The 19,646-nt window shown below is 68.4% G+C and carries 18 protein-coding genes; 11 read left to right on the top strand and 7 right to left on the bottom strand.

Annotated elements, in window-relative coordinates; translation table 11 throughout:
- Positions 1-120: 120 nt before the first annotated feature.
- Entirely contained in the window at positions 121-807 is a 687-nt protein-coding gene (locus PU630_RS14955) for a hypothetical protein (protein WP_275277853.1), read from the bottom strand.
- Between the two features lie 177 nt (positions 808-984).
- Here PU630_RS14955 and PU630_RS14950 point away from each other — a divergent pair, with 177 nt between their 5' ends.
- Positions 985-2,073 (top strand): sensor histidine kinase, encoded by a 1,089-nt coding sequence (locus PU630_RS14950; RefSeq protein WP_275277852.1) that lies wholly within the window; start codon positions 985-987, stop codon positions 2,071-2,073.
- Positions 2,070-2,720 carry a response regulator gene (locus PU630_RS14945; RefSeq protein WP_275277851.1) on the top strand — a complete coding sequence of 217 codons (651 nt, stop codon included), beginning with the start codon at positions 2,070-2,072 and terminating at the stop codon, positions 2,718-2,720. The genes PU630_RS14950 and PU630_RS14945 overlap by 4 nt, the downstream gene beginning before the upstream one ends.
- A 116-nt stretch (positions 2,721-2,836) precedes the next feature.
- On the opposite strand, the gene PU630_RS14940 is transcribed toward PU630_RS14945, so the two are convergent.
- On the bottom strand, positions 2,837-3,613 hold the full coding sequence (locus PU630_RS14940) for an HAD-IIA family hydrolase (RefSeq protein WP_275277850.1): 777 nt from the start codon (positions 3,611-3,613) through the stop codon (positions 2,837-2,839).
- Positions 3,614-3,787: 174 nt separating this feature from the next.
- Here PU630_RS14940 and PU630_RS14935 point away from each other — a divergent pair, with 174 nt between their 5' ends.
- Positions 3,788-4,762: an SDR family NAD(P)-dependent oxidoreductase gene (locus PU630_RS14935; RefSeq protein WP_275277849.1), complete on the top strand. Its 975-nt coding sequence runs from the start codon at positions 3,788-3,790 to the stop codon at positions 4,760-4,762.
- Positions 4,763-4,862: 100 nt separating this feature from the next.
- Here PU630_RS14935 and PU630_RS14930 read toward each other — a convergent pair whose 3' ends face one another.
- Both PU630_RS14930 and PU630_RS14925 read right to left on the bottom strand, forming a co-directional pair.
- Entirely contained in the window at positions 4,863-5,498 is a 636-nt protein-coding gene (locus tag PU630_RS14930; protein WP_275277848.1) for a metal-dependent transcriptional regulator, read from the bottom strand.
- An 18-nt stretch (positions 5,499-5,516) separates the two neighbouring features.
- Entirely contained in the window at positions 5,517-6,785 is a 1,269-nt protein-coding gene (locus tag PU630_RS14925) for an Nramp family divalent metal transporter (RefSeq protein ID WP_428981961.1), read from the bottom strand.
- Positions 6,786-7,028: 243 nt separating this feature from the next.
- On the opposite strand from PU630_RS14925, the gene PU630_RS14920 reads away from it, so the two are divergent.
- Positions 7,029-7,652 (top strand): TrmH family RNA methyltransferase, encoded by a 624-nt coding sequence (locus tag PU630_RS14920; RefSeq protein ID WP_275277847.1) that lies wholly within the window; start codon positions 7,029-7,031, stop codon positions 7,650-7,652.
- Positions 7,653-7,732: 80 nt separating this feature from the next.
- Here the strand turns inward: PU630_RS14920 and PU630_RS14915 are convergent, their stop codons facing one another.
- The gene (locus PU630_RS14915) at positions 7,733-9,055 is read right to left on the bottom strand and encodes an MATE family efflux transporter (protein ID WP_275277846.1); all 1,323 of its coding nucleotides are present in this window, start codon (positions 9,053-9,055) and stop codon (positions 7,733-7,735) included.
- A 205-nt stretch (positions 9,056-9,260) separates the two neighbouring features.
- Between PU630_RS14915 and PU630_RS14910 the strand changes: the two genes are divergently transcribed.
- From PU630_RS14910 to PU630_RS14900, 3 genes are all read left to right on the top strand, one after another.
- Positions 9,261-10,625, top strand: coding sequence for an ABC transporter substrate-binding protein (locus PU630_RS14910; protein ID WP_275277845.1), 1,365 nt, complete (start codon positions 9,261-9,263; stop codon positions 10,623-10,625).
- Between the two features lie 72 nt (positions 10,626-10,697).
- Positions 10,698-11,840 carry a carbohydrate ABC transporter permease gene (locus tag PU630_RS14905; protein WP_275277844.1) on the top strand — a complete coding sequence of 381 codons (1,143 nt, stop codon included), beginning with the start codon at positions 10,698-10,700 and terminating at the stop codon, positions 11,838-11,840.
- A gap of 2 nt (positions 11,841-11,842) precedes the next feature.
- Positions 11,843-12,808 (top strand): carbohydrate ABC transporter permease, encoded by a 966-nt coding sequence (locus PU630_RS14900; protein ID WP_275277843.1) that lies wholly within the window; start codon positions 11,843-11,845, stop codon positions 12,806-12,808.
- A gap of 6 nt (positions 12,809-12,814) precedes the next feature.
- On the opposite strand, the gene PU630_RS14895 is transcribed toward PU630_RS14900, so the two are convergent.
- Complete coding sequence (locus tag PU630_RS14895; RefSeq protein WP_275277842.1) at positions 12,815-13,369, bottom strand: isochorismatase family protein; 555 nt, start codon at positions 13,367-13,369, stop codon at positions 12,815-12,817.
- Between the two features lie 108 nt (positions 13,370-13,477).
- On the opposite strand from PU630_RS14895, the gene PU630_RS14890 reads away from it, so the two are divergent.
- The 4 genes from PU630_RS14890 (at position 13,478) to PU630_RS14875 (ending at position 18,654) form a co-directional block, all read left to right on the top strand.
- Entirely contained in the window at positions 13,478-15,442 is a 1,965-nt protein-coding gene (locus PU630_RS14890; RefSeq protein WP_275277841.1) for a M13 family metallopeptidase, read from the top strand.
- Positions 15,443-15,650: 208 nt separating this feature from the next.
- On the top strand, positions 15,651-16,457 hold the full coding sequence (locus PU630_RS14885; RefSeq protein WP_275277840.1) for a serine hydrolase: 807 nt from the start codon (positions 15,651-15,653) through the stop codon (positions 16,455-16,457).
- 225 nt (positions 16,458-16,682) lie between these two features.
- Positions 16,683-18,167: an MFS transporter gene (locus tag PU630_RS14880; protein ID WP_275277839.1), complete on the top strand. Its 1,485-nt coding sequence runs from the start codon at positions 16,683-16,685 to the stop codon at positions 18,165-18,167.
- Between the two features lie 58 nt (positions 18,168-18,225).
- The gene (locus tag PU630_RS14875) at positions 18,226-18,654 is read left to right on the top strand and encodes a nuclear transport factor 2 family protein (protein WP_275277838.1); all 429 of its coding nucleotides are present in this window, start codon (positions 18,226-18,228) and stop codon (positions 18,652-18,654) included.
- Position 18,655: 1 nt separating this feature from the next.
- On the opposite strand, the gene PU630_RS14870 is transcribed toward PU630_RS14875, so the two are convergent.
- A complete protein-coding gene (locus PU630_RS14870) occupies positions 18,656-19,582 on the bottom strand; it encodes a LysR family transcriptional regulator (protein ID WP_275277837.1) in 927 nt (308 codons plus the stop codon).
- Between the last annotated feature and the right edge of the window lie 64 nt (positions 19,583-19,646).

Genomic DNA, 19,646 nt, shown 5'->3' with positions numbered 1-19,646 from the left:
GCGCGGTTCGTTCAGAACTCAGCTGATGTCGGCGCTTCGCGTCGCGATCATGCCGGTTTCGTGATTCTGCGGCACAGACGTGCTGAGTTCTGAACGCCCCCGGCCGCATCGCGGCAGCGCTCACGCCCCCGTGGTGACCGACCGCCGCGAGCCTGACCGCACGCGCCGGGCCGGCGCGGCGCGCAGGAGCGCGACGGCTATCCAGGTGAATGACGCGAGCAGCACGAGGTGCGAGATGACCGGACCGGGACGTGCGGGCAGCGCGAGGTCCACGAGCGGGAACAGCAGCAGCAGCACGAGCGCGCCGATCGGCACCCGGTGCGAGCGCCACAGCGCGATCGCAAGCAGGACGGTGCCGACGACGGTTCCGCCCAGGAACGCCACGGTGAGTGCGAGCGCAACCGCCGTGCCCGTGCTCGCGTCGAACAGCGCGGCCGCGTCGGCGCGCGGCATCCCGCTCCGCGCCAGGGCGTATTCGAAGCCCTGCGCCATCCGCACGCCGGCGAACCCCAGCGACGATGCGCCGATCGCGATGGCAGCGAGCAGAGCCAGCACCGGCGAACGGTCGGAGCCTCGGCGGGCCAGTCCCAGCAGCGCGGGCAGCAGCAGTGCGGTGCCGAGCAGGCCGATCAGCACCGAAGCCATGAATCGGCCGGGCGCCGCGGCGATCGCCGCGAGATCGTCGGCGGTCGTCCCTCCGGTCAAGGGTGAGAGCACCTGCTCGATCGTCTCGGCGAGCGGTGCGGCGATGAGGCACACGCACAGCAGAGCGGTGCGAGGCCGGTCGATTACAGGGGTGTCGGGCATAGGTTCCTCCGTGGTGGCCCGGGACATCGCCCGGATGTCGTCACGGTAGGTGCGCGCATCGTCGCGCCGCATCGCCCGCGCGGTGGGTATCGATCAACGCACCTCGCCCGGACGGGCGAGCGGAACTCGGCCGTACAGCCGAGGCGGAGCGTCGGCGCGCGGGTCTATCGTGTGGGCATGCAACGCCGCATGCGCGTTCCGTGGGCCGACGCCGTCATCGCCATGGTGCTGGCCATCGGCGCCCTCGTCTCGACGGTGATGGATGCCGCGGCCGCCCACCCGCTCGCCGACATCATCGCGGTGCTCGTCGCCGGCAGCGTCGCGCTGCGCACCGTCGCGCCGTGGGCGATGGCGATCGTCGCCTCGCTCGGCGTGGTCGCCATCTCGTTGCTGCCGGACCCCTCCACCCCGCTCTGGGCATTCGTCACCTCGCTCGTCGTCGCCTTCTCGCTCGCCTCTCGGCTGACCGGGTGGCAGATGTTCGCGGCGCTCGGGATGCTGCTCGTGGCCGAGTACGTCATCCAGGTGCGGACGAGTACCTCGACCGTCGAAATGCTGCTGACCCCGCCGGTGCTCGTCGCCGCGCCTGCGGTGGCCGGATGGCTGCTCGCGCGCTCGCGGGCGCAGGCGCAGCGTCTGCGCACTCTGTCGGCCGAGCTCGCGGCCTCCCGCTCGCATGTGGCCGCGCTGTCGGCGGACGCCGAGCGGATGCGCATCACTCGCGATCTGCACGACGCCCTCGGGCACACGCTGTCCAGCATCGCGGTGCAGGCGGGAGCCGCGGGCTCGCTGCTGGAAGAAGAGCACCCCGCCCGCGCCCCCGTCGAGCGGATCAGGCTCGCGGCGCACGACGGACTCGACGACGTGCGGCACGTTCTCTCCGCACAGCGGCCGGCCGACGACGGTCTCACCCGGGTCGCCGAGCTGGCTCTGCACAGCGGGGCCGAGCTGACGGTGACGGGTGCCCGCCAGGTCGTCGCCGGCGATCCGGGCGACGCGTGCTTCCGGATCGTGCAAGAGGCGCTGACCAACGCGCGCCGGCATGCGCCGGGTGCGCCGGTGCGAGTGCTCGTCGATCACCGTCCCGGCGAGCTGGTGCTCGAGATCGTCAATGGCGGCCCCATCGGCACCGTCCGGCCCGACGGACGCGGCCTCATCGGCATGCGACAGCGCGCACTCGCGTGCGGAGGCCGGGTCGAGGCATCCCCCGCCGGTGACGGCTGGTGCGTGCGGGTGTGGATGCCGCTTCCCGAGGCGGCGACATGATCAGCGTCGTCATCGCCGACGATCAAGACCTGGTTCGCGGAGGCCTGCGGATCATGCTCGAGCAGCAGGATGACATCACCGTCTGCGGCGAGGCGGCCACCGGCGCGCAGGCCATCACCGCGGTGCGCGAGCACCGGCCGGACGTCGTGCTCATGGACGTGCGGATGCCCGAGTTGGACGGGCTCGACGCGATGCGGGTGATCGTCCGTGAGGACGCGTCGGTGCGGGTCCTCATGCTGACCACCTACGACCTCGACGAGTACGTCGTGGCGGCGCTGCGCGAGGGGGCGAGCGGCTACCTGCTGAAGGACGCCGCGCCGTCGGAGCTCATTCGCGCCGTGCGCTCTGTGGCGGCGGGCGAGACGGCTCTTGCGGCATCCGTCGTGGATCGCATCGTCGACAGCTACGTGCGCGCGGCGCCGGCCCGCGGCATCCCTCCCGCTCTTGACACGTTGAGCGCGCGCGAACGTGACGTTCTGCAGGCGCTGGCGCGCGGGGGCACGAACGTTGAGATCGCGGCTGAGCTCTTCGTCAGTCCCGCCACCGTGAAGACGCATGTCGCGTCGATCCTTGCGAAGCTCCGGCTGCGCGACCGCGTTCAGGCGGTGATCCTCGCCTACGAGTCGGGCTTCGTGTCGCGCGGGTGACGTGTCAATCGCGGTGGTTGCGGAAGTACTGCACGACGAACACCACGAGTGTGCCGGCGATCACCAGCGTGGTCACCGCGAACAGCAGAGTCTGCTCGAGCGCGGTCATGTGCGGATCAGCGATCCACGAGATCGGCGACCGAGTCGACGATCTCGTCGGGGCGGAACGGATACCGCTCGATCTCGGCGCGGTCGGTGATGCCGGTCTTCACGAGAACGGTGTGCAGGCCGGCCTCGATACCGGCGACGACGTCGGTGTCCATGCGATCGCCGATCATGCCGGTGTTCTCGGAGTGGGCGCCGATCTGGTTCATGGCCGAGCGGAACATCATCGGGTTGGGTTTGCCGACCACGTACGGCTCCTTGCCGGTGGCCTTGGTGATGAGGGCCGCGAACGAGCCGGTGGCCGGAACCACGCCCGCCGACGTCGGGCCGGTCGAGTCAGGGTTCGTGATGATGAAGCGTGCGCCGGCGTTGATGAAGCGGATGGCCATCGTGATCGCCTCGAACGAATACTGCCGGGTCTCGCCGACGACGACGTAGTCGGGCTGCGTCTCGGTCATGATGAACCCGGCCTCGTGCAGTGCCGTGGTCAGGCCTGCCTCGCCGATGACGAACGCCGCGCCGCCGGGCATCTGCGACTTCAGGAACTGCGCGGTGGCCAGCGCCGAGGTCCAGATGCGGTCCTCGGGCACGTCGAGCCCCGAGCGCGCCAGTCGCGCCGAGAGGTCGCGTCGCGTGTAGATCGGGTTGTTCGTGAGGACCAGGAACGGGATGCCGCGGTCCCGCCACTGCGCGAGCAGCTCGGACGCTCCGGGGATCGGGCGGTTCTCATGGACCAGCACGCCGTCCATGTCGGTCAGCCAGCACTCGATATCGGCTCGGGTCCGCATGCGCCCAGCCTAGAGCAGACCCTCCTGGTGATAAGGACGGGAGGCCAGGAGAGAAGGCGTCCTCATTCCCAGGAGGGTCGCGAGAGAGGACGCTGCCCCATGCGGTCGTGCGATCCTGATCGGCGCCGCGCGCGCCCCGCCTGCCCGATGCTCCGGCGGGAATATGCTCGAAGGGTGGCGCGGACGGCCTGGGATCCCCGACGCCTGCCCGACCTGAGCGGCAGGCGCTACCTGGTGACCGGTTCCACCCGGGGCCTGGGGTATTTCGCGACCGAGCAGCTCGTGCGCGCAGGAGCCCATGTGATCCTCACAGGCCGCAACCCGAACCGGCTCGCCGCCGCGCACGCCGCGGTCGAGCGCCGAGTGTCCGGCGTCGGGGGAGACGAGGCCGGCAGCCTCGAGACCCTGCTGCTCGACACCAGCAATTTCGGCTCGATCCGGGCCGCGGCGGCCACAGCCCGCACGCGCGGGCCGCTGCACGGCCTGCTACTGAACGCGGGGATCGTCCATCCTCCACGGCACCGTCAGACCGTCGGCGGGCACGAACTCGTGTTCGCGACAAACGTTCTCGGTCACTTCGCCCTTGCCGGAGAGCTGCTGCAGAACCTCGCGGTCGTCGGCGGGCGCATGGTATGGCTCGGCAGCCTCGCCGCGCTGTCCGGCGATCGTGAGCCGGCCGACCCCGAGCTCGTCGAGGGGTACACCCCCTGGCGCGCGTACGTGCAGTCGAAGGTCGCGACCACCGTGCTGGGGCTCGAGGCCGATCGGCGGCTGCGCGACGCGGGCGTGCCCGTGACGAGCGTGGTCGCCCATCCCGGCTACTCCATCAGCGGCCGTACCCCCGGTGTGCGCGGCGTGAACGAACCGAGCCGGATGACCCGCTTCGTCGACAACCTGCAGACGCCCATCGCCCAGTCGAAGGAGCACGGTGCCTGGGCGCCGGTGCGCGCCCTGATCGACCCCGTCGTGGAGGGCGGACAGTTCTGGGGTCCGCGATTCGCCGTGTACGGCGAACCGCACAGGGCGACGCCCGCGAAGGCGACGCGCGACCCCGCGTTGGGCACGCGCCTCTGGGAGTACTGCGAGAACGCCACGCGCGTGCGCTGGCCGTTTGAGAAGGCCGCCCGTGCCCGCCGGCGGCTTCGGTGACCGAGGTCACGGCAGGGCGACGCCGGTGGTGGGATGCCGGCACGCTGCGCTCGTCGTCGTGTCGCTGATGGCCGGTCGGCTGCTGTTCTGACCTCGGTGCTCACACCGTGAGCCACACGGCCTCTTCAGCGCCGGCGGGCACGGTCCGGGCTGCGCCCGCCACGCGCACACAGCCGGCCGCGTCGACCTCGAGTTCTGTGCCGATGTCGAGTCCGGCATCCTGCACCGCACGCAGCAGCACCGGGTCGCGGTCGCTCACCCGCAGCACGCGGCCCCGGTGACCGACCGGCGCATCAGCGAGCAGCACGAACTCCTCGCGGTGTACGCGGCCGTCGGCATCGGGGATCGCATCGCCGTGCGGGTCGAAGTGCGGATGCCCGAGCCGCTCGTCGATTCCCGCCAGAAGTCGGTCGCTCAGCGCGTGCTCGAGGATCTCGGCCTCGTCGTGCACCTCGTCCCACGCGTAGTCGAACTCGCGCACCAGCCAGGTCTCGATCAGCCGGTGTCGGCGGATGATCGCCGCTGCGCGCCGGGCGCCCTCCGGGGTCAGTGCTATCGGCCCGTACGGACGGTGCGAGACCAGTCCCTGTGCAGTGAGCTTCTGCACCATCTCGGTGACGCTCGACGGCGCCAGCGACAGCTGTGCGGCCAGCTGCGACGGCGTGATCTGCTCGACCTGCCACTCGGTGTGGTGGTAGATCGTCTTCAGATAGTCGTCGACGGCGGGGGAGGGCATCATCCCAGGGTAGAGGGGTCAGGCCTCCGCGGCGACGAGGACCAGCAGCATCCCGTTCAACACTATGAGGGCGAGGGATGCCGCGGCGCCGAGCACGGTCGTGGCGACGCGGTTGCGAAACCGGCCCAGTACCGACCCGCGAGCGGTCAGCGACACCAGTGGGATCAGTGCGAACGGGATGCCGAACGACAACACGACCTGGCTGAGCACGAGCGCTCGGGTGGGATCGGCCCCGATGCCGAGAAGCAGGAGCGCCGGCAGCACCGAGATCAGGCGGCGCAGCAGCAGCGGGATACGTGCGTGCAGCAGGCCATGCATGATCTCGGCGCCGGCATACGCGCCCACCGAGGTACTGGCCAGTCCGCTGGCGAGCAGTCCGACCGCGAAAAGCGTGGCGATCGCCGGCCCGACGCCGGTGTGCAGTGCCGCATACGCGCCCTCGAGCGAGTCGGTGCCGGCGACGCCGGCGAGGTTCGCGGCCGCCAGCAGCAGGATAGCGACGTTCACGGCGCCCGCGATGAGCATGGCCAGTGAGACGTCCCAGCGGGTGGCGCGCAGCAGCCGAGGGATCGGCGTGGTGTCGGTGCTGAACCGGTCGCGGGTCAGGGCCGAGTGCGCGTAGATCGCGTGCGGCATGACCGTCGCGCCGAGGATGGATGCTGCGAGCAGGACCGATCCGGAATCCTCGAAGCGGGGCACCAGACCCCCGGCGACGCCGGCGACGTCGGGCGGGGCGACGAAGACCCCCGCGACGAACCCCACGGCGATGATGGCGACCATGCCGATGATGACGAACTCGAAGGTGCGGGCTCCGTGTCGCGTCTGCGCGACCAGGAGTGTGAGCGACACGAGCGCCGTGATCGCCCCGCCCCAGATCAGCGGCAGCCCGAACAGCAGCTGCAGCGCGACCGCGCCACCGATGACTTCGGCCACGTCGGTGGCCATCGCCACAAGCTCGGCCTGCAGCCAGTACGCGCGGCGCGCCCACGGGCGCCGGATGCGCTCGCCGAGCAATTCGGGCAGGCTACGGCCGGTGACCAGGCCCAGCTTGGCCGACAGGTACTGCACGAGCCACGCGATGAGGTTCGCAAGCACGACGACCCAGACCAGCAGATAGCCGTATTTCGCCCCCGCGGTCATGTTGCTGGCCACGTTGCCGGGGTCGAGATAGGCGACTCCCGCGACGAGCGCGGGTCCCAGCATCCACACCCCTCGGGACGGGCGTGCACCGCCGTGCGGCGCCGGGCGCGCCGGTGCGCTCAGCGTGTCGAGCCCATCTTTCGGCATGCCGAAATCGTAGCGCTGATTTCGGCTGACCGAAACCCCGCGAGGAACAAACCGACCGGTCGGTGCGTGCGGGTTCCGTGCGGCCCTCGCCTCGGGCGAGGGGAATGGACGAGCCGAGGGCCGAATCGCGTGAAAGGGCCCTCTGCTCGGCAGATCCCCTCGCCCCGGGCGAGGGCCGGGAGAGAGGCGGGGCGAGGGTGGGCGGCCGGGCCGAGGAGTCCTTGGCGCGACTAGCCTGGAGCGGTGAGTGAGCCCGAGCCCGAGATCCCGTACGGTGTGGGCCCGTGGCCCGGCGGGCAGGCGGAGTGGCCCGACGACCCACGGTACGACCCCGAGCTGCTCGCCGGCGGCGACCGGCGCAATGTCATCGACCGCTACCGGTACTGGAGCATGGACGCCATCGTCGCCGACCTCGACACGCGACGGCATCCGTTCCACGTCGCCATCGAGAACTGGCAGCACGACATGAACATCGGCTCGATCGTGCGCAGCGCCAACGCGTTCCTCGCCGACACCGTGCACATCGTCGGCAAGCGGCGATGGAATCGGCGCGGCGCGATGGTGACCGATCGGTACCAGCACGTCATGCACCACGAGGACGTCGCCGCGTTCGCCGCATGGGCGGCCGCGGCATCCCTTCCGATCATCGCGATCGACAACGTGCCCGGGTCAGTGCCGGTCATCGATGCGAAGCTGCCCGAGCACTGCGTGCTCCTGTTCGGTCAAGAGGGCCCGGGGCTGTCGTCGGAGGCGGTGGATGCCGCAGCCGCCGTCCTCGAGATCACCCAGTACGGCTCGACCCGGTCCATCAACGCGAGCGCGGCCGCCGCCGTCATCATGTACGAGTGGTGCCGCCGCTGGGCGTGAGTGCTCAGCCCTGATCGGCGCCGAACACGCGCATGGTGATCGCCGGTGCGCACGCCTCTGATCTCGGCGGCGAGGAGTCGCTACGCCGGTTGCGTCATCCACTGTGGCCGGCGTATGCGCCAGCCCAGCGTCACCAGCCGCGCGAGCATGTACACGCCGAAGAACGCAACCGCCAGCCACGCGAGGCCCGCGGCGCCGCCGGGATGCCACAGCGACAGCCCGACGAGCACGGGCACGTACACGACGAGGTTGAGACCGCCGGCCAGCGCGAGATAGCGGGCGTCGTTGGCACCGATCAGCACTCCGTCGAGAACGAACACGATGCCGCAGACAGGCTGCGCGACGGCGAGCACGATCAGGGCCGGCTGCACGAGCGCCGCCACGTGCGCGTCGCCGGTGAACAGCATCCCGATCCATCCCGACAGCGCGCCGATCAGCACGCCCACGGCGACGCCGAACCAGACGCCCCACGCGAGCGTGCGCCGCAGCACCAGGCGTACTTCGCGAGTGGAGCCCGAGCCGAGTCCCTTGCCGATGAGCGCCTGGGCGGCGATCGCCAGGGCGTCGAGCGCGAACGCCGCCGTCGAGAACATCGTGAACGCGACCTGCCAGCCCGCGAGCTCCTGCGTACCGAAAGCGGTCGCCACGGCCACCGTCGCCAGCAGCGCGGCGCGCAGCGACACCGTGCGCAGAAACATCCACACGCCCGAGCGCACCGAACCGCGCACGCCTTCGCGCTGCGGCCGTACGGAGGCCTGATGGCGGCGCGCGAGCCGCCCGATCACCACCACATAGGCGGCGACCATGCTCCACTGCGCCACCACGGTGCCGGTCGCCGACCCGGCGATACCCCAGCCGAGGCCGTAGATGAACAGCGCGTTCAGCAGGGCGTTGGCGGCGAAGCCGGTGCCTGCGATCCACAGCGGCGTCACCGTGTCTTGCATTCCACGCAGCAGTCCGGTCGCAGCGAACACGATGAGCATCGCCGGCAGCCCCCACATCGAGATGCCCAGGTACGTCTCGGCATCGGCGGTGACCTCGGGCCCGGCGCCGAACAGCCCCACCAGCAGCGGCGTGCCCAGGTACCCCGCGAGCGCCAGCACCGCGCCGAGCCCGAGGGCCAGCCACATGCCGTCGATACCGACCGAGACCGCACGGGTCGGATCGCCCGAACCGAAGCGCCGCGCCACGGCAGGCGTCGTGGAGTAGGCGAGGAACACCATGAGCCCCACGATCGTCTGCAGAATCGCGGATGCCACCCCCAGGGCGGCCAGCGGCACCACGCCCAGGTGGCCGACCAGGGCCGAGTCGATGATGAGGAAGAGCGGCTCGGCGATGAGCGAGCCGAGCGCCGGGACCGCGAGCCGCAGGATGTCGCGGTTCAGGGTGCCGGGGGTACTCACGAGTCGAGCCTATGGGCAGGGGCCGACATCGCTGTTCATGCGCGTTGTCTGGATGTCTGTTCAGAGACCGCTGACAGCGGCATCCACCCTCCACTGACACGACTACCGTCACAATTGCGAACTGGCACCAGTCCGTCCTCGCCACGCCGGCCGTCCATCACCCGAGTCGACGCGACACAGGCAAAGAGAATGCGAGGAGTGCATCATGCGCGTGCACGTGAACGGTGGAAGATCATTCGGACCTGTGCGGCAGGCCGCCGTGCTGGCGGTGGCGGCGGCATCCGTCATCGGGCTCAGCGCCTGCAGTTCGGGCGGAGGGAGCTCGGGCGGCAACGCGAGCGGGAGTGTCAAAGGGGCGACCGTGACCATCTATGGTCCCGACACCGGCACGGAGGCCACCGAGCTCGAAGCATCGTGGTCAGCCTGGGCGAAGCAGCAGGGCATCACGATCCAGTACACCGGTGACAAGAACTTCACCGCGAACATCGCCACGAAGATCCAGGCGAACTCGCTGCCCGACATCGGCATGTTCCCACAGCCCGGTCTGCTGTCGGCGGCGGTCCAGACCGGAAAGGTCAAAGAGCTGGACTCCGCCACCGCGACCAGCGTGAAGAACAACTTCTCCACAGACTGGCAGGGCTACGTGACTTCTGGTGGAAAGCTCTACGCGACCCCCATGGACGCGTCGGTGAAGGGCTACATCTGGTACTCGCCGGCCGACTTCAAGAAGTGGGGCGTGTCAGTGCCGACGACGTATGACCAGCTGCTGCAGCTGACCAGTACCATCCGCCAGAAGACGGGGCAGCCGCCATGGTGCGCGGGGTTCAACTCAGGTGACGCCTCCGGATGGCCCGGTGCCGATCAGCTTGCGGAGCTCGTGCTCGCCGACTCGGGACCGTCTGTGTATGACGCCTGGGTGAAGGGGACCACGAAGTTCACCGACCCGGCGATCGGCAGTGCGTTCGACACGCTCGGCAAGACCCTGCTGAACCCGCAGTACGTCAACGCCGGGTTCGGCGATGTCAAGTCGATCAACTCGACCGCGTTCGGAGACGTCGCAACGCCGCTTGCTTCCGGTAAGTGCGCCTTGACCAACCAGGCCACCTTCCTCGAGGCGAGTTTCGCCACCGTGAAGACCGCGGCGGGGAACACTCCGAAGGTCGCGCCCGACGGCGACATCTGGGCGTTCCCACAGCCGGGTCCGACTGCGGGGAAGAACGCGGTCGTCGGCGGAGGTGACTTCGCGGCGGCATTCGACGCGAACGCGGCCACCCAGAAGGTGATGCAGTACCTCTCCAGCGCGGAGTGGGCCAACAGCCTGATCGCGGTGCCGAACGCCTCCTTCATCAGTGCGAACAAGGGACTGGATGCCACCAAGGAGCAGGACGCGCTGCTGGCAAGTGCCATCAAGATCCTGCAGGATCCGGCCACCGTGTTCCGCTTCGGTGCGGACGACGCGATGCCCAACGTCGTGGAGACCGCCTTCTGGACCGGAATGGTCGACTGGATCAACGGGAAGTCCACGTCGGCGGTGCAGGCGCAGATCCAGGCGGCCTGGCCCGCCGGCTGAACCGGGCGCCGGGACGGGGCCCGTGGGCGCCCGTCCCGGCCATCACCGTTCCCCGTGAAAGGGAGAGTGTCGATGTCCGCGTTCTTCTCCTGGCTGGCGGGCCTGCCTCCGTTGGCCCAGATCCCGGTCGTGATCGTCGCGTTCGGGATCGTGATGGTGCTCGTTGTCTTCTTCATCGAAGTCGCCCCCCGCTCCGGGCGTGGCTACTCGATCATGCGGTTGTGCGTCGCGATCGGCGTGCCGCTCGCGGTGCTGCTGATCCTCGGCATCGAGGCGGGCGCGTTCTGGGTGCTGATCATCGCGGCAATTCTCGGCGGAGGCCTCTTCTGGCTCGACTACCGTGCACGCGGCGGCTCCGGCTACGTGATCCAGCTTTTCGCATTCCTGTCGCCGGCGCTGCTGCTGCTCCTCATCGGCCTGGTGTACCCCGCCGTACAGACGTTCGTGAACGCGTTCCGCAGCAATGACGGTACGCACTTCGTCGGGCTCGACAACTTCGTCTGGGTGTTCTCGGGCGGCAGCACGGGGCTGATCGCCTTCATCAACACGATCGTGTGGGTGATCATCGCACCCGTGTTCGCCACCGGGATCGGGCTCTTGTATGCGGTGTTCGTCGACCGCAGCCGCGGCGAGAAGGTGCTGAAGGTCTTCATCTTCATGCCGGTCGCGATCTCGCTGGTGGGCGCCTCGATCATCTTCAAGTTCTTCTTCGACTACACGCAGGATCCGCAGATCGGCCTGCTCAACCAGGTCGTGGAGTGGTTCGGCGGAACGCCGGTGGCCTGGCTGCAGAACTACCCGCTGAACATGGTGATGCTCATCATCATCCTGATCTGGACGCAGACCGGCTTCGCGATGGTGCTGCTCTCGTCGGCGATCAAGGGGGTGCCCACCGAGCAGGTCGAGGCGGCCGAACTCGACGGCACGAACGCGTGGCAGCGGTTCTGGAATGTGACGGTTCCGGGCATTCGCCCCACCATCATCGTGGTGTGGATCACGATCTCGATCGTCTCGCTGAAGGTGTACGACATCATCGCCGCCACCACGGGCGGCCAGAACGACTCGACAGTGCTCGGGTACGAGATGGTCAAGCAGTTCGAGATCCTGCCGCCGCAGGCCGGGCACTCCGCCGCGCTGGCCCTGCTGATCTTCATCCTGGTGACCCCGTTCATCTGGTACAACGCGCGCAATCTCAAGCGTCAGCGGGAGGAGTAGCGATGAGCACCAGCACCCGCGCCATCGCCGGTACCCGCCCGGGCCCCAGTGCCGACTCGACGAATCGCGGCGCACTGCGGCGCACGAAGCTGCGCCTGTCCAGCCCGTGGGCCACCGTCGGTGCGATCGTCATTGCAGTGATCTGGACGATCCCGAGCTTCGGCCTGCTCGTCACCTCGTTCCGGCCGCCCGCCGACATCACCACCAGCGGCTGGTGGACGGCGTTCGTCAACCCACAGTTCACGCTCGCCAACTACGTCAACACGCTGAACTTCAACGACACCATCACGGTCGGCCAGTCGTTCGTCAATTCCCTGGTCATCACCATCCCCGCGACCGTCTTCCCCATCACACTCGCGCTGTTGGCCGCGTATGCGTTCGCCTGGATCGACTTCAAAGGTAAGGACTGGCTGTTCATCGCCGTTTTCGCGATGCAGGTGGTTCCGCTGCAGATGGCGCTCGTGCCCCTGCTGAGCATGTATTCGAACGGGCTCACCATCTTCGGCACCCAGATCTTTCCGGGCCTGAATCTGAACAGCCTCACCTCCACTTACGCCGAGGTCTGGATCTCGCACACGATCTTCGCGCTACCGCTGGCCGTGTTCATCCTGCACAACTCGGTCTCGGCCATCCCGCGCGATGTCATCGAGGCGGCGAAGGTGGACGGCGCCGGGCACGGCCAGACCTTCTTCCGCATCGTGCTGCCCCTGTCGATGCCGGCGATCGCGTCGTTCGCGATCTTTCAGTTCCTGTGGGTGTGGAACGACCTGCTGGTCGCGACCGTTTTCGCCCCCGGCGCGAACGCGCCGATCACGAAGCTGTTGACCGACCTGTCCGGCACGTACGGGCAGCAGTGGTATCTGCTCTCGGCAGGAACGTTCCTCGCGATCATCGTGCCGCTGATCGTGTTCTTCGCGCTGCAGCGCTTCTTCGTGCGGGGCCTGCTGGCCGGAGCGACGAAGGGGTGACGCGGCTCAGGCGAAGTCGACGTCGGCGGCGTCGACGACCGCGGCCGTGCGCCCTGGCGCACCCTGGAACGACCAATACAGGTTCGTGTGCGCGATGACCTGGTCGACCGGGGGCGCCCCCCATGCGGTCTTGTCACCCGCGGTGTGCGCGTCACCCACGAGGGTCGTGTCGTAGCCCCGAGTGAACGCGCCGTGGATCGTGGAGCGGATGCACGCGTCGGTCTCGGCGCCGGTGACCACCAGCCGCCCGACGCCCAAGCGGGCGAGGACCTCTTCGAGGTCGGTGCCCTCGAACGCGTCGCCGTACTCCTTCTGCACTATCGCCTCGTCGCCGGCCGGCTCGAGCTCGGCGACGATGCGCCAGCCCTCGGTGCCGGTGACGAGGTCGTCTTCGGCGTGGTGCTGCACCCACACCACCGGTGTCTGCGCGGCACGCGCGCGGCGCACAAGATCGTGGATGCGCGTCACCACGGCGTCGCGCGCATAGGCCTCACCGACCACGTCGTTCTGCACGTCCACCACCAGCAGCGCCGTGCCGGGACGGTCTGTCAAAGTCGTCATGTTGAACCTCCTGCATCCACCGTAGGGCCGGGCTCCGACATCCCATCTTCTCGTCGTCTCGGCTGACAGACGGTGTGATCGCGAGGGCGACCGCCTATTCTGGAGAGCATGACCGACACCCCCCGTTCGGGCCTGGAACTCGACGCGTTCAGCGCCGACATCCGCCCGCAGGACGACCTCTTCCGTCACGTCAACGGCACGTGGATCGATGCGACCGAGATCCCTGACGACAAGGCGCGCTGGGGCTCCTTCCATTTCCTTGCCGAGCAGGCCGAGAAGGACGTCCGGGCCATCGTCGAGGAGTCGCAGAGCGCAGAGCCGGGCACCGAGGCCCGCAAGATCGGCGACCTCTATGCGAGCTTCATGGACACCGAGCGCATCGCCGAGGTCGGCACCACGCCGCTGGCCGACCAGCTCGCCGTGGTCGACGCCATCGACTCGATCCCTGCATTCCTCGCCGCGGTCGGCCGTCTGGAACGCGACGGCGTCGGCGGCATCATCGACCTGTACATCGAACCCGACCCGGGCAACCCCGAGCGGTACGTGCCGTTCTTCATCCAGAGCGGCATCACGCTGCCCGACGAGAGCTACTTCCGTCTCGACAACTTCGCCGACACCCGCGAGGCTTACCGCGATCACATCGCCCGCATCCTCGAACTGGCCGGCGTCGGCGGCGCCGATGACGCCGCCGCGAAGATCCTCGCGCTCGAGACCGAGGTCGCCTCGCACCACTGGGACAATGTGCGCAGCCGCGACGCGGTCGAGACGTACAACCTCAAGACCTGGGACGAGACGCAGGAGCTGGTCGGCGTCGACCTGACGCCGTGGCGGGATGCCGTCGCCGGCGGGCGTGACGACGCCTTCGCCGAGCTCGTCGTCAGCCAGCCGAGCTTCTTCGAAGCCCTGGGCGGCCTGCTGACCCAGGAGCGTCTCGAGGACTGGAAGGCGTGGCTGCGATTCAAGGTCGTGCACGCCGCCGCCCCCTTCTTGGCAGACGCGTTCGTCGACGAGAACTTCTCGTTCTACGGCACCCAGCTGACCGGTGTGCCGGTGAATCGCGAGCGGTGGAAGCGCGGAGTCGGCATCGTCGAGGCAGCGCTGGGTGAGGCCGTCGGGCACGTCTACGTCGAGCGACACTTCCCGCCCGCGGCGAAGGAGGCCATGGACGAGCTGGTCGCCAACCTCATCGAGGCCTACCGCCAGTCCATCTCGGCACTGCAGTGGATGAGTCCCGAGACGCGGGAGCGGGCGCTGGCCAAGCTCGACGCGTTCACGCCGAAGATCGGCTACCCGGTGAAATGGCGTGACTACTCGTCGCTGCAGATCGATGCGGGCGACCTTGTCGGAAACGTCCGCCGCGCGCACGTGTTCGAGCACGACCGCCAGCTCGCCAAGGTCGGGCAGCCGATCGACCGCGACGAGTGGTTCATGACACCGCAGACGGTCAACGCCTACTACAACCCGCTGATGAACGAGATCGTGTTCCCCGCCGCGATCCTGCAGTACCCCTTCTTCGACGCGGATCGGGATGCCGCGGCCAACTACGGCGGCATCGGCTCGGTCATCGGACACGAGATCGGACACGGATTCGATGACCAGGGCAGCCGCTTCGATGGCGCCGGAAAGCTGTCGGACTGGTGGACCGACGCCGACCGCTCCGCGTTCGAGGAACGCACGAAGAGCCTCATTGCGCAGTACGAGGCGCTCGTGCCGGTCGGGCTGAGCGACGAGCACCACGTCAACGGCGCTCTCACGATCGGCGAGAACATCGGCGACCTGGGCGGCCTCGGCATCGCGATCACGGCGTACGCGTTGTCGCTGGGCGAGACCGATGCTCCCGAGATCGACGGGTTCAGCGGCATCCAGCGTCTGTTCCTCAGCTGGGCGCAGGTGTGGCGGCAGAAGGGACGGGATGCCGAGACCATCCGTCTCCTCACGATCGATCCGCACTCGCCGAACGAGTTCCGTTGCAACCAGATCGTCCGCAACCTCGACGCGTTCTACGAGGCCTTCGACGTCAGCGAGTCAGACGAGCTGTGGCTGCCGAAGCCGGAGCGGGTGACGATCTGGTGACGACTGGGTCGATCGCGGCCACGTCGTAGCCTTCATGGCGCACAATTGAAGACGTCGCGCGCTCGCTGCGCGCGACTCCCCCCTGGATGATCGCGGAAGGACACGAGTGGGCACGCCCCCAGATATGGCGCCGCTTCGGGGGACGCGGCGTGGTAACAGTCGACGGCCGAGGAGGGCGGCGGTCGGCAGACGCAGCTTCACGTCAACGATGAAGGCGCTGGATGACCTCGCCCGTTCGGGGGCGCAGGTGTCGGTGCGCATCGACGACCTCGACCGCGGCAGTGCCGTGCTCACCGGCGACGACTTCGTCACGCTCCCGGTGGCCGGGCTCGGCGTCGTGCCGTTGCTGATCGAGGTCGCCGCACAGATCGAGACGGGAGCCCTCGACGGGCTCGAGATCGTCGACCGCAACATCATCGACCGCGTCGAGAACGGCGGAGTGTGGCAGCATCTGAAGGCGCCGGCGCTGCCGGTCGTCGACCTCGCCGTGCTGGCCGCGGCCGCGGGTGACGGCACCGCGGCGAACGCGCTGATCACCCGGGTCGGGCTGCCCGCCGTGCGGGCGCGCATCGAAGACCTGGGATTGGCCCGATCTGCGCTACTCGACCGGTTCCGCGACAACCGCGGACCCGACGATGCGCCGCACGTGGCGCTGGGTACCGCGCGGGAGCTGGCTCAGCTTTTCGCGGCGCTGGTCAACTCCGAGGTGGTGAGTGCAGGCGTGAGCGCCCAGGTCGCCGAATGGCTGAGCCTGAACCATGACCTTTCCCTGGTTGCGTCGGCGACGGGGCTCGACCCGTTCGCGCACTTCAACGACCGGCATGGCCTGCTCTTCATCAACAAGACCGGGCGTGCCGACGGTGTCCGCTGCGAGGCCGGGGTGCTCGCCGGCCCGCGCGCAGGCATCGCCTACGCGCTGACCGTGTGCTTCGACGACCTGTCGATCGCGCACCGGCTGCGCGCACACGACGCGTTCCGCACCCTGGGCGTCGAGCTCATGGAGTACGTGTTCTGACGCGCCGGGGAGGCCGCGGCATCCCGCCCCTTCCCGAGAACTTGCCGCTGATCTGCGCCATTACGCGCGGACGGTGGTAAGTTTTCGACCGCCTGGCAGCCTCGGTGCCTGCCTGCGATGCCCGAACCCACACCGCGTATGCGACACCGTCCTGACGGACCTCATCACGACGCAGTGAAAGGGGAACGACATGTACGGCACCGTCTCGAATTCGAGGAAGGCATCATGAGCGGCTCGGCCGGCACGGCCGGCAGCCGGCGGGAGTACCAGCGCCAAGGACCCGAACTCGGCGAGCCGATCCCTGAGGCATCGCGTCAGGTCATGGCGCGTCTCGACCGGATCCGCACCTGGTCGCTCTCGCCCGCGTTCCTGATCATCATCGGTCTGGGATTCCTGTTCACGTTCTACGACATCTTCGACATCAACGTGTCGTTCGTGCAGACGTGCACGCAGCTGGTCCCGGGGTGTACGCCCGAGACGGCACTGAACTACCTGGCGCTGCCCACGATCATGAACCTGCTCGGCTACGTGGTCGGCACGCTCGTGCTCAGCCCGCTGTCGGACCGCATCGGGCGCCGCAACATGCTGCTGATCACGATGCTCATCACCGGGCTGGGGTCGCTGTACACGGCGCTGGCGCCCGACTACGCGAACTTCGTGGTCTCGCGGGCGATCACCGGCATCGGCATCGGTGCCGACCTCGCCATCGTGAACACCTACGTCGGCGAGGTGGCCCCGAAGCAGTCGCGCGCGAAGTTCACGACCGTGGTGTTCATCATGTCGGCCGTCGGCGCATTCGTGGGTATCTGGCTGGGGCTCATCCTGACCACCGAGGCCACACCGTGGCCGACCGGGCTGCCGTTCGCGGCCGGTTTGGAGAACGGCTGGCGCTGGATGTACGTGGTCGGCGCGGCCCTGGCCATCATCGCGATCTTGCTGCGGTTCCAGCTGCCCGAGTCGGTGCGCTGGCTGCTGCAGAGGGGACGGACGGAGGATGCCGCGGCGATCGCCGACGACATGGAGCGACGTGCATTGCGGCGCGGCGCTCTGGCGGAGCCCTCGCTCGCCGAGGTTCCCACGCACTGGCCGCCGGCCCCCCGCGTGCCGTATTCCGATATCTTCGGCAACCCCATCTACCTGCGGCGCGTGATCCTGCTGTTCTTCATGTGGTTCGTCGGCTACATCACTGTCTACGCCTACGCGGCCGGTCTGACGTCGGTGCTGACGTCGTTGACGTTCACTCCGCCCGAGGCGGGCATCATCGCCGCGGTCGGATCGATCGGCTTCATCATCGAGGCCGTCGTGATGTCGTTCATCGTCGAAAAGCTCGAGCGCCGCTACTGGCTGCCGATCGGCACGGTGGTGACGTTCATCGGAGCCATAGTGGTCGCCGTCGGCAGCAGCTCGCTCGCTGTCACGTTCATCGGTGCGATGATCATCTTCGCCGGATTCAACCTGTGGGTCTCGCCGAGCTACGCGATGACGATCGAGAGCTTTCCGACCCGGGCGCGTTCGACGGGCTTTGCGATCGTGGACGGTGTCGGCCACGTCGGCGGCGGCATCGGCATCCTGATCCTGGCTCCGCTCATTCCGCACCTGTCGGTGTTCTGGTCGCTCATGCTGATCTCGTCGTTCCTGATCATCGCGTCGATCCTCGCCCAGTTCACCCCGCACACCCGCAACCGCGTGTTCGAGGAGGTCTCGCCGTGATGCCAGGTATGGCTCCCGCGCTCTGTTCACCGAGCGCGCGCTCGGTGAGTCTGGAGGCATGGAAGAAGCACGGTTCCGGGAGTACATCCGCCGATTCAACGAAGAAGACGACACCGCGTTCGAGGACTACCTCGCACCTGACATGCACATGCGCAACGGGACGCTCGAGTTCACCGGCGTCGAGGGGATGAAGGACCACTACAACGGCAACATCTGGGGGCGCTTCCGCGAGCAGCTGACGGTGCCGCGGTTCGTCACCGACGGTCCGACGATCGCGATCCGCATGCTGACGCTGTTCACGACGTTGCACGACGACGCACACACGATCTTCGGGGCCGTCAGGAAGGGCGAGACGTTCCAGTTCGACGGGCTGATCATGTACGAGGTCGACGAGACCGATCGGTTCAAGGACATTCAGGTGGCGTACAACGCCTTCATCCACACGGACCTGGACGGGGTGCAGCGCGACCTCGGCATTCCGCACTGAGTCACGTGTCGGCGCCGAACTCCACGAGCTCGGAGGCCGCACGCAGTTGCGCGACGAGCCAGGTCAGCGCGGGATCGCCGGATTTCGAGGGATGCCAGTGGGCGGCCTCCACGAGGACGCTCGGGGCGATCTCGGTTCGGGCGATCGTCAGGCCGAGCCGCTCGGCGTAGCGACGGGCGGTGCGCTCGGGGACCCAGCCGACCCACGGAGTGCCGGTGACAGTGAACGGCACCTGCATGAACCCCTGCACGGTCACCGCGACGCGCGGCGTGATCTCGGCGGCGCTGAGCATGTCGTCGATCTGGGTCGAGGCGTGGGCGCCGAAGACCGAGCGCACATGTCTCAGCCCGTGCAGGGCCGACAGGGACAGTGCCCCATCCCGGAGCGCCGGGTTCGCGGCATCCACGATGCACACGAATCGGTCCGAGAACAGTGACGTGCGCTTCCCGGGCACGCCACGGCCGGCCGCAGCGATGGTGATATCGCGTCGCAGCAGATCGATGGGTGAGACGACGTCTTCCGTGGGCAGTCCGTCGAACTCGATGTTGGTGTGCGGCGCGTCCCGCTCGAGGATCGACAGCAGCGGGCTCGTCAGCTCGGACAGCACATAATCCGACGCCGCCAGGAGAAACGTGCGCGTCGAGTTCGCCGGGTCGAACTCGGGCAGCACCTCGAACATCCGGTGCACCTCGGCCATGCATTCCGACACAGCCGGCAGTAGCGACTCCGCAAAGGGCGTGAGGGCGAAACCGCGCCCCTCGCGGACGAGCAGCGGATCGTCGAGTAGGCCGCGCAGTCGTGAAAGGGCGCCGCTGACCGCCGGCTGCGTCATACCCACGAGTTCAGCTGCTCGTGTCAGATTGCGTTCGTCCAGCAGTGCATCGAGCACGACGACGAGGTTCAGGTCGAGTTTGCGGACATCGGTCACGGTGCGCTTTCTGGGCCTGTGGGCGCGGTCTGGTCGAACGGTGGGCAAGTGCGCCCAGTCTAGA

The sequence above is a fragment of the Microbacterium horticulturae genome (genome assembly GCF_029094505.1).
Classification (GTDB): domain Bacteria; phylum Actinomycetota; class Actinomycetes; order Actinomycetales; family Microbacteriaceae; genus Microbacterium; species Microbacterium horticulturae.
Note: the sequence above shows the minus strand (reverse complement) of the source record. Positions and strands in the feature narration are given on the sequence as shown.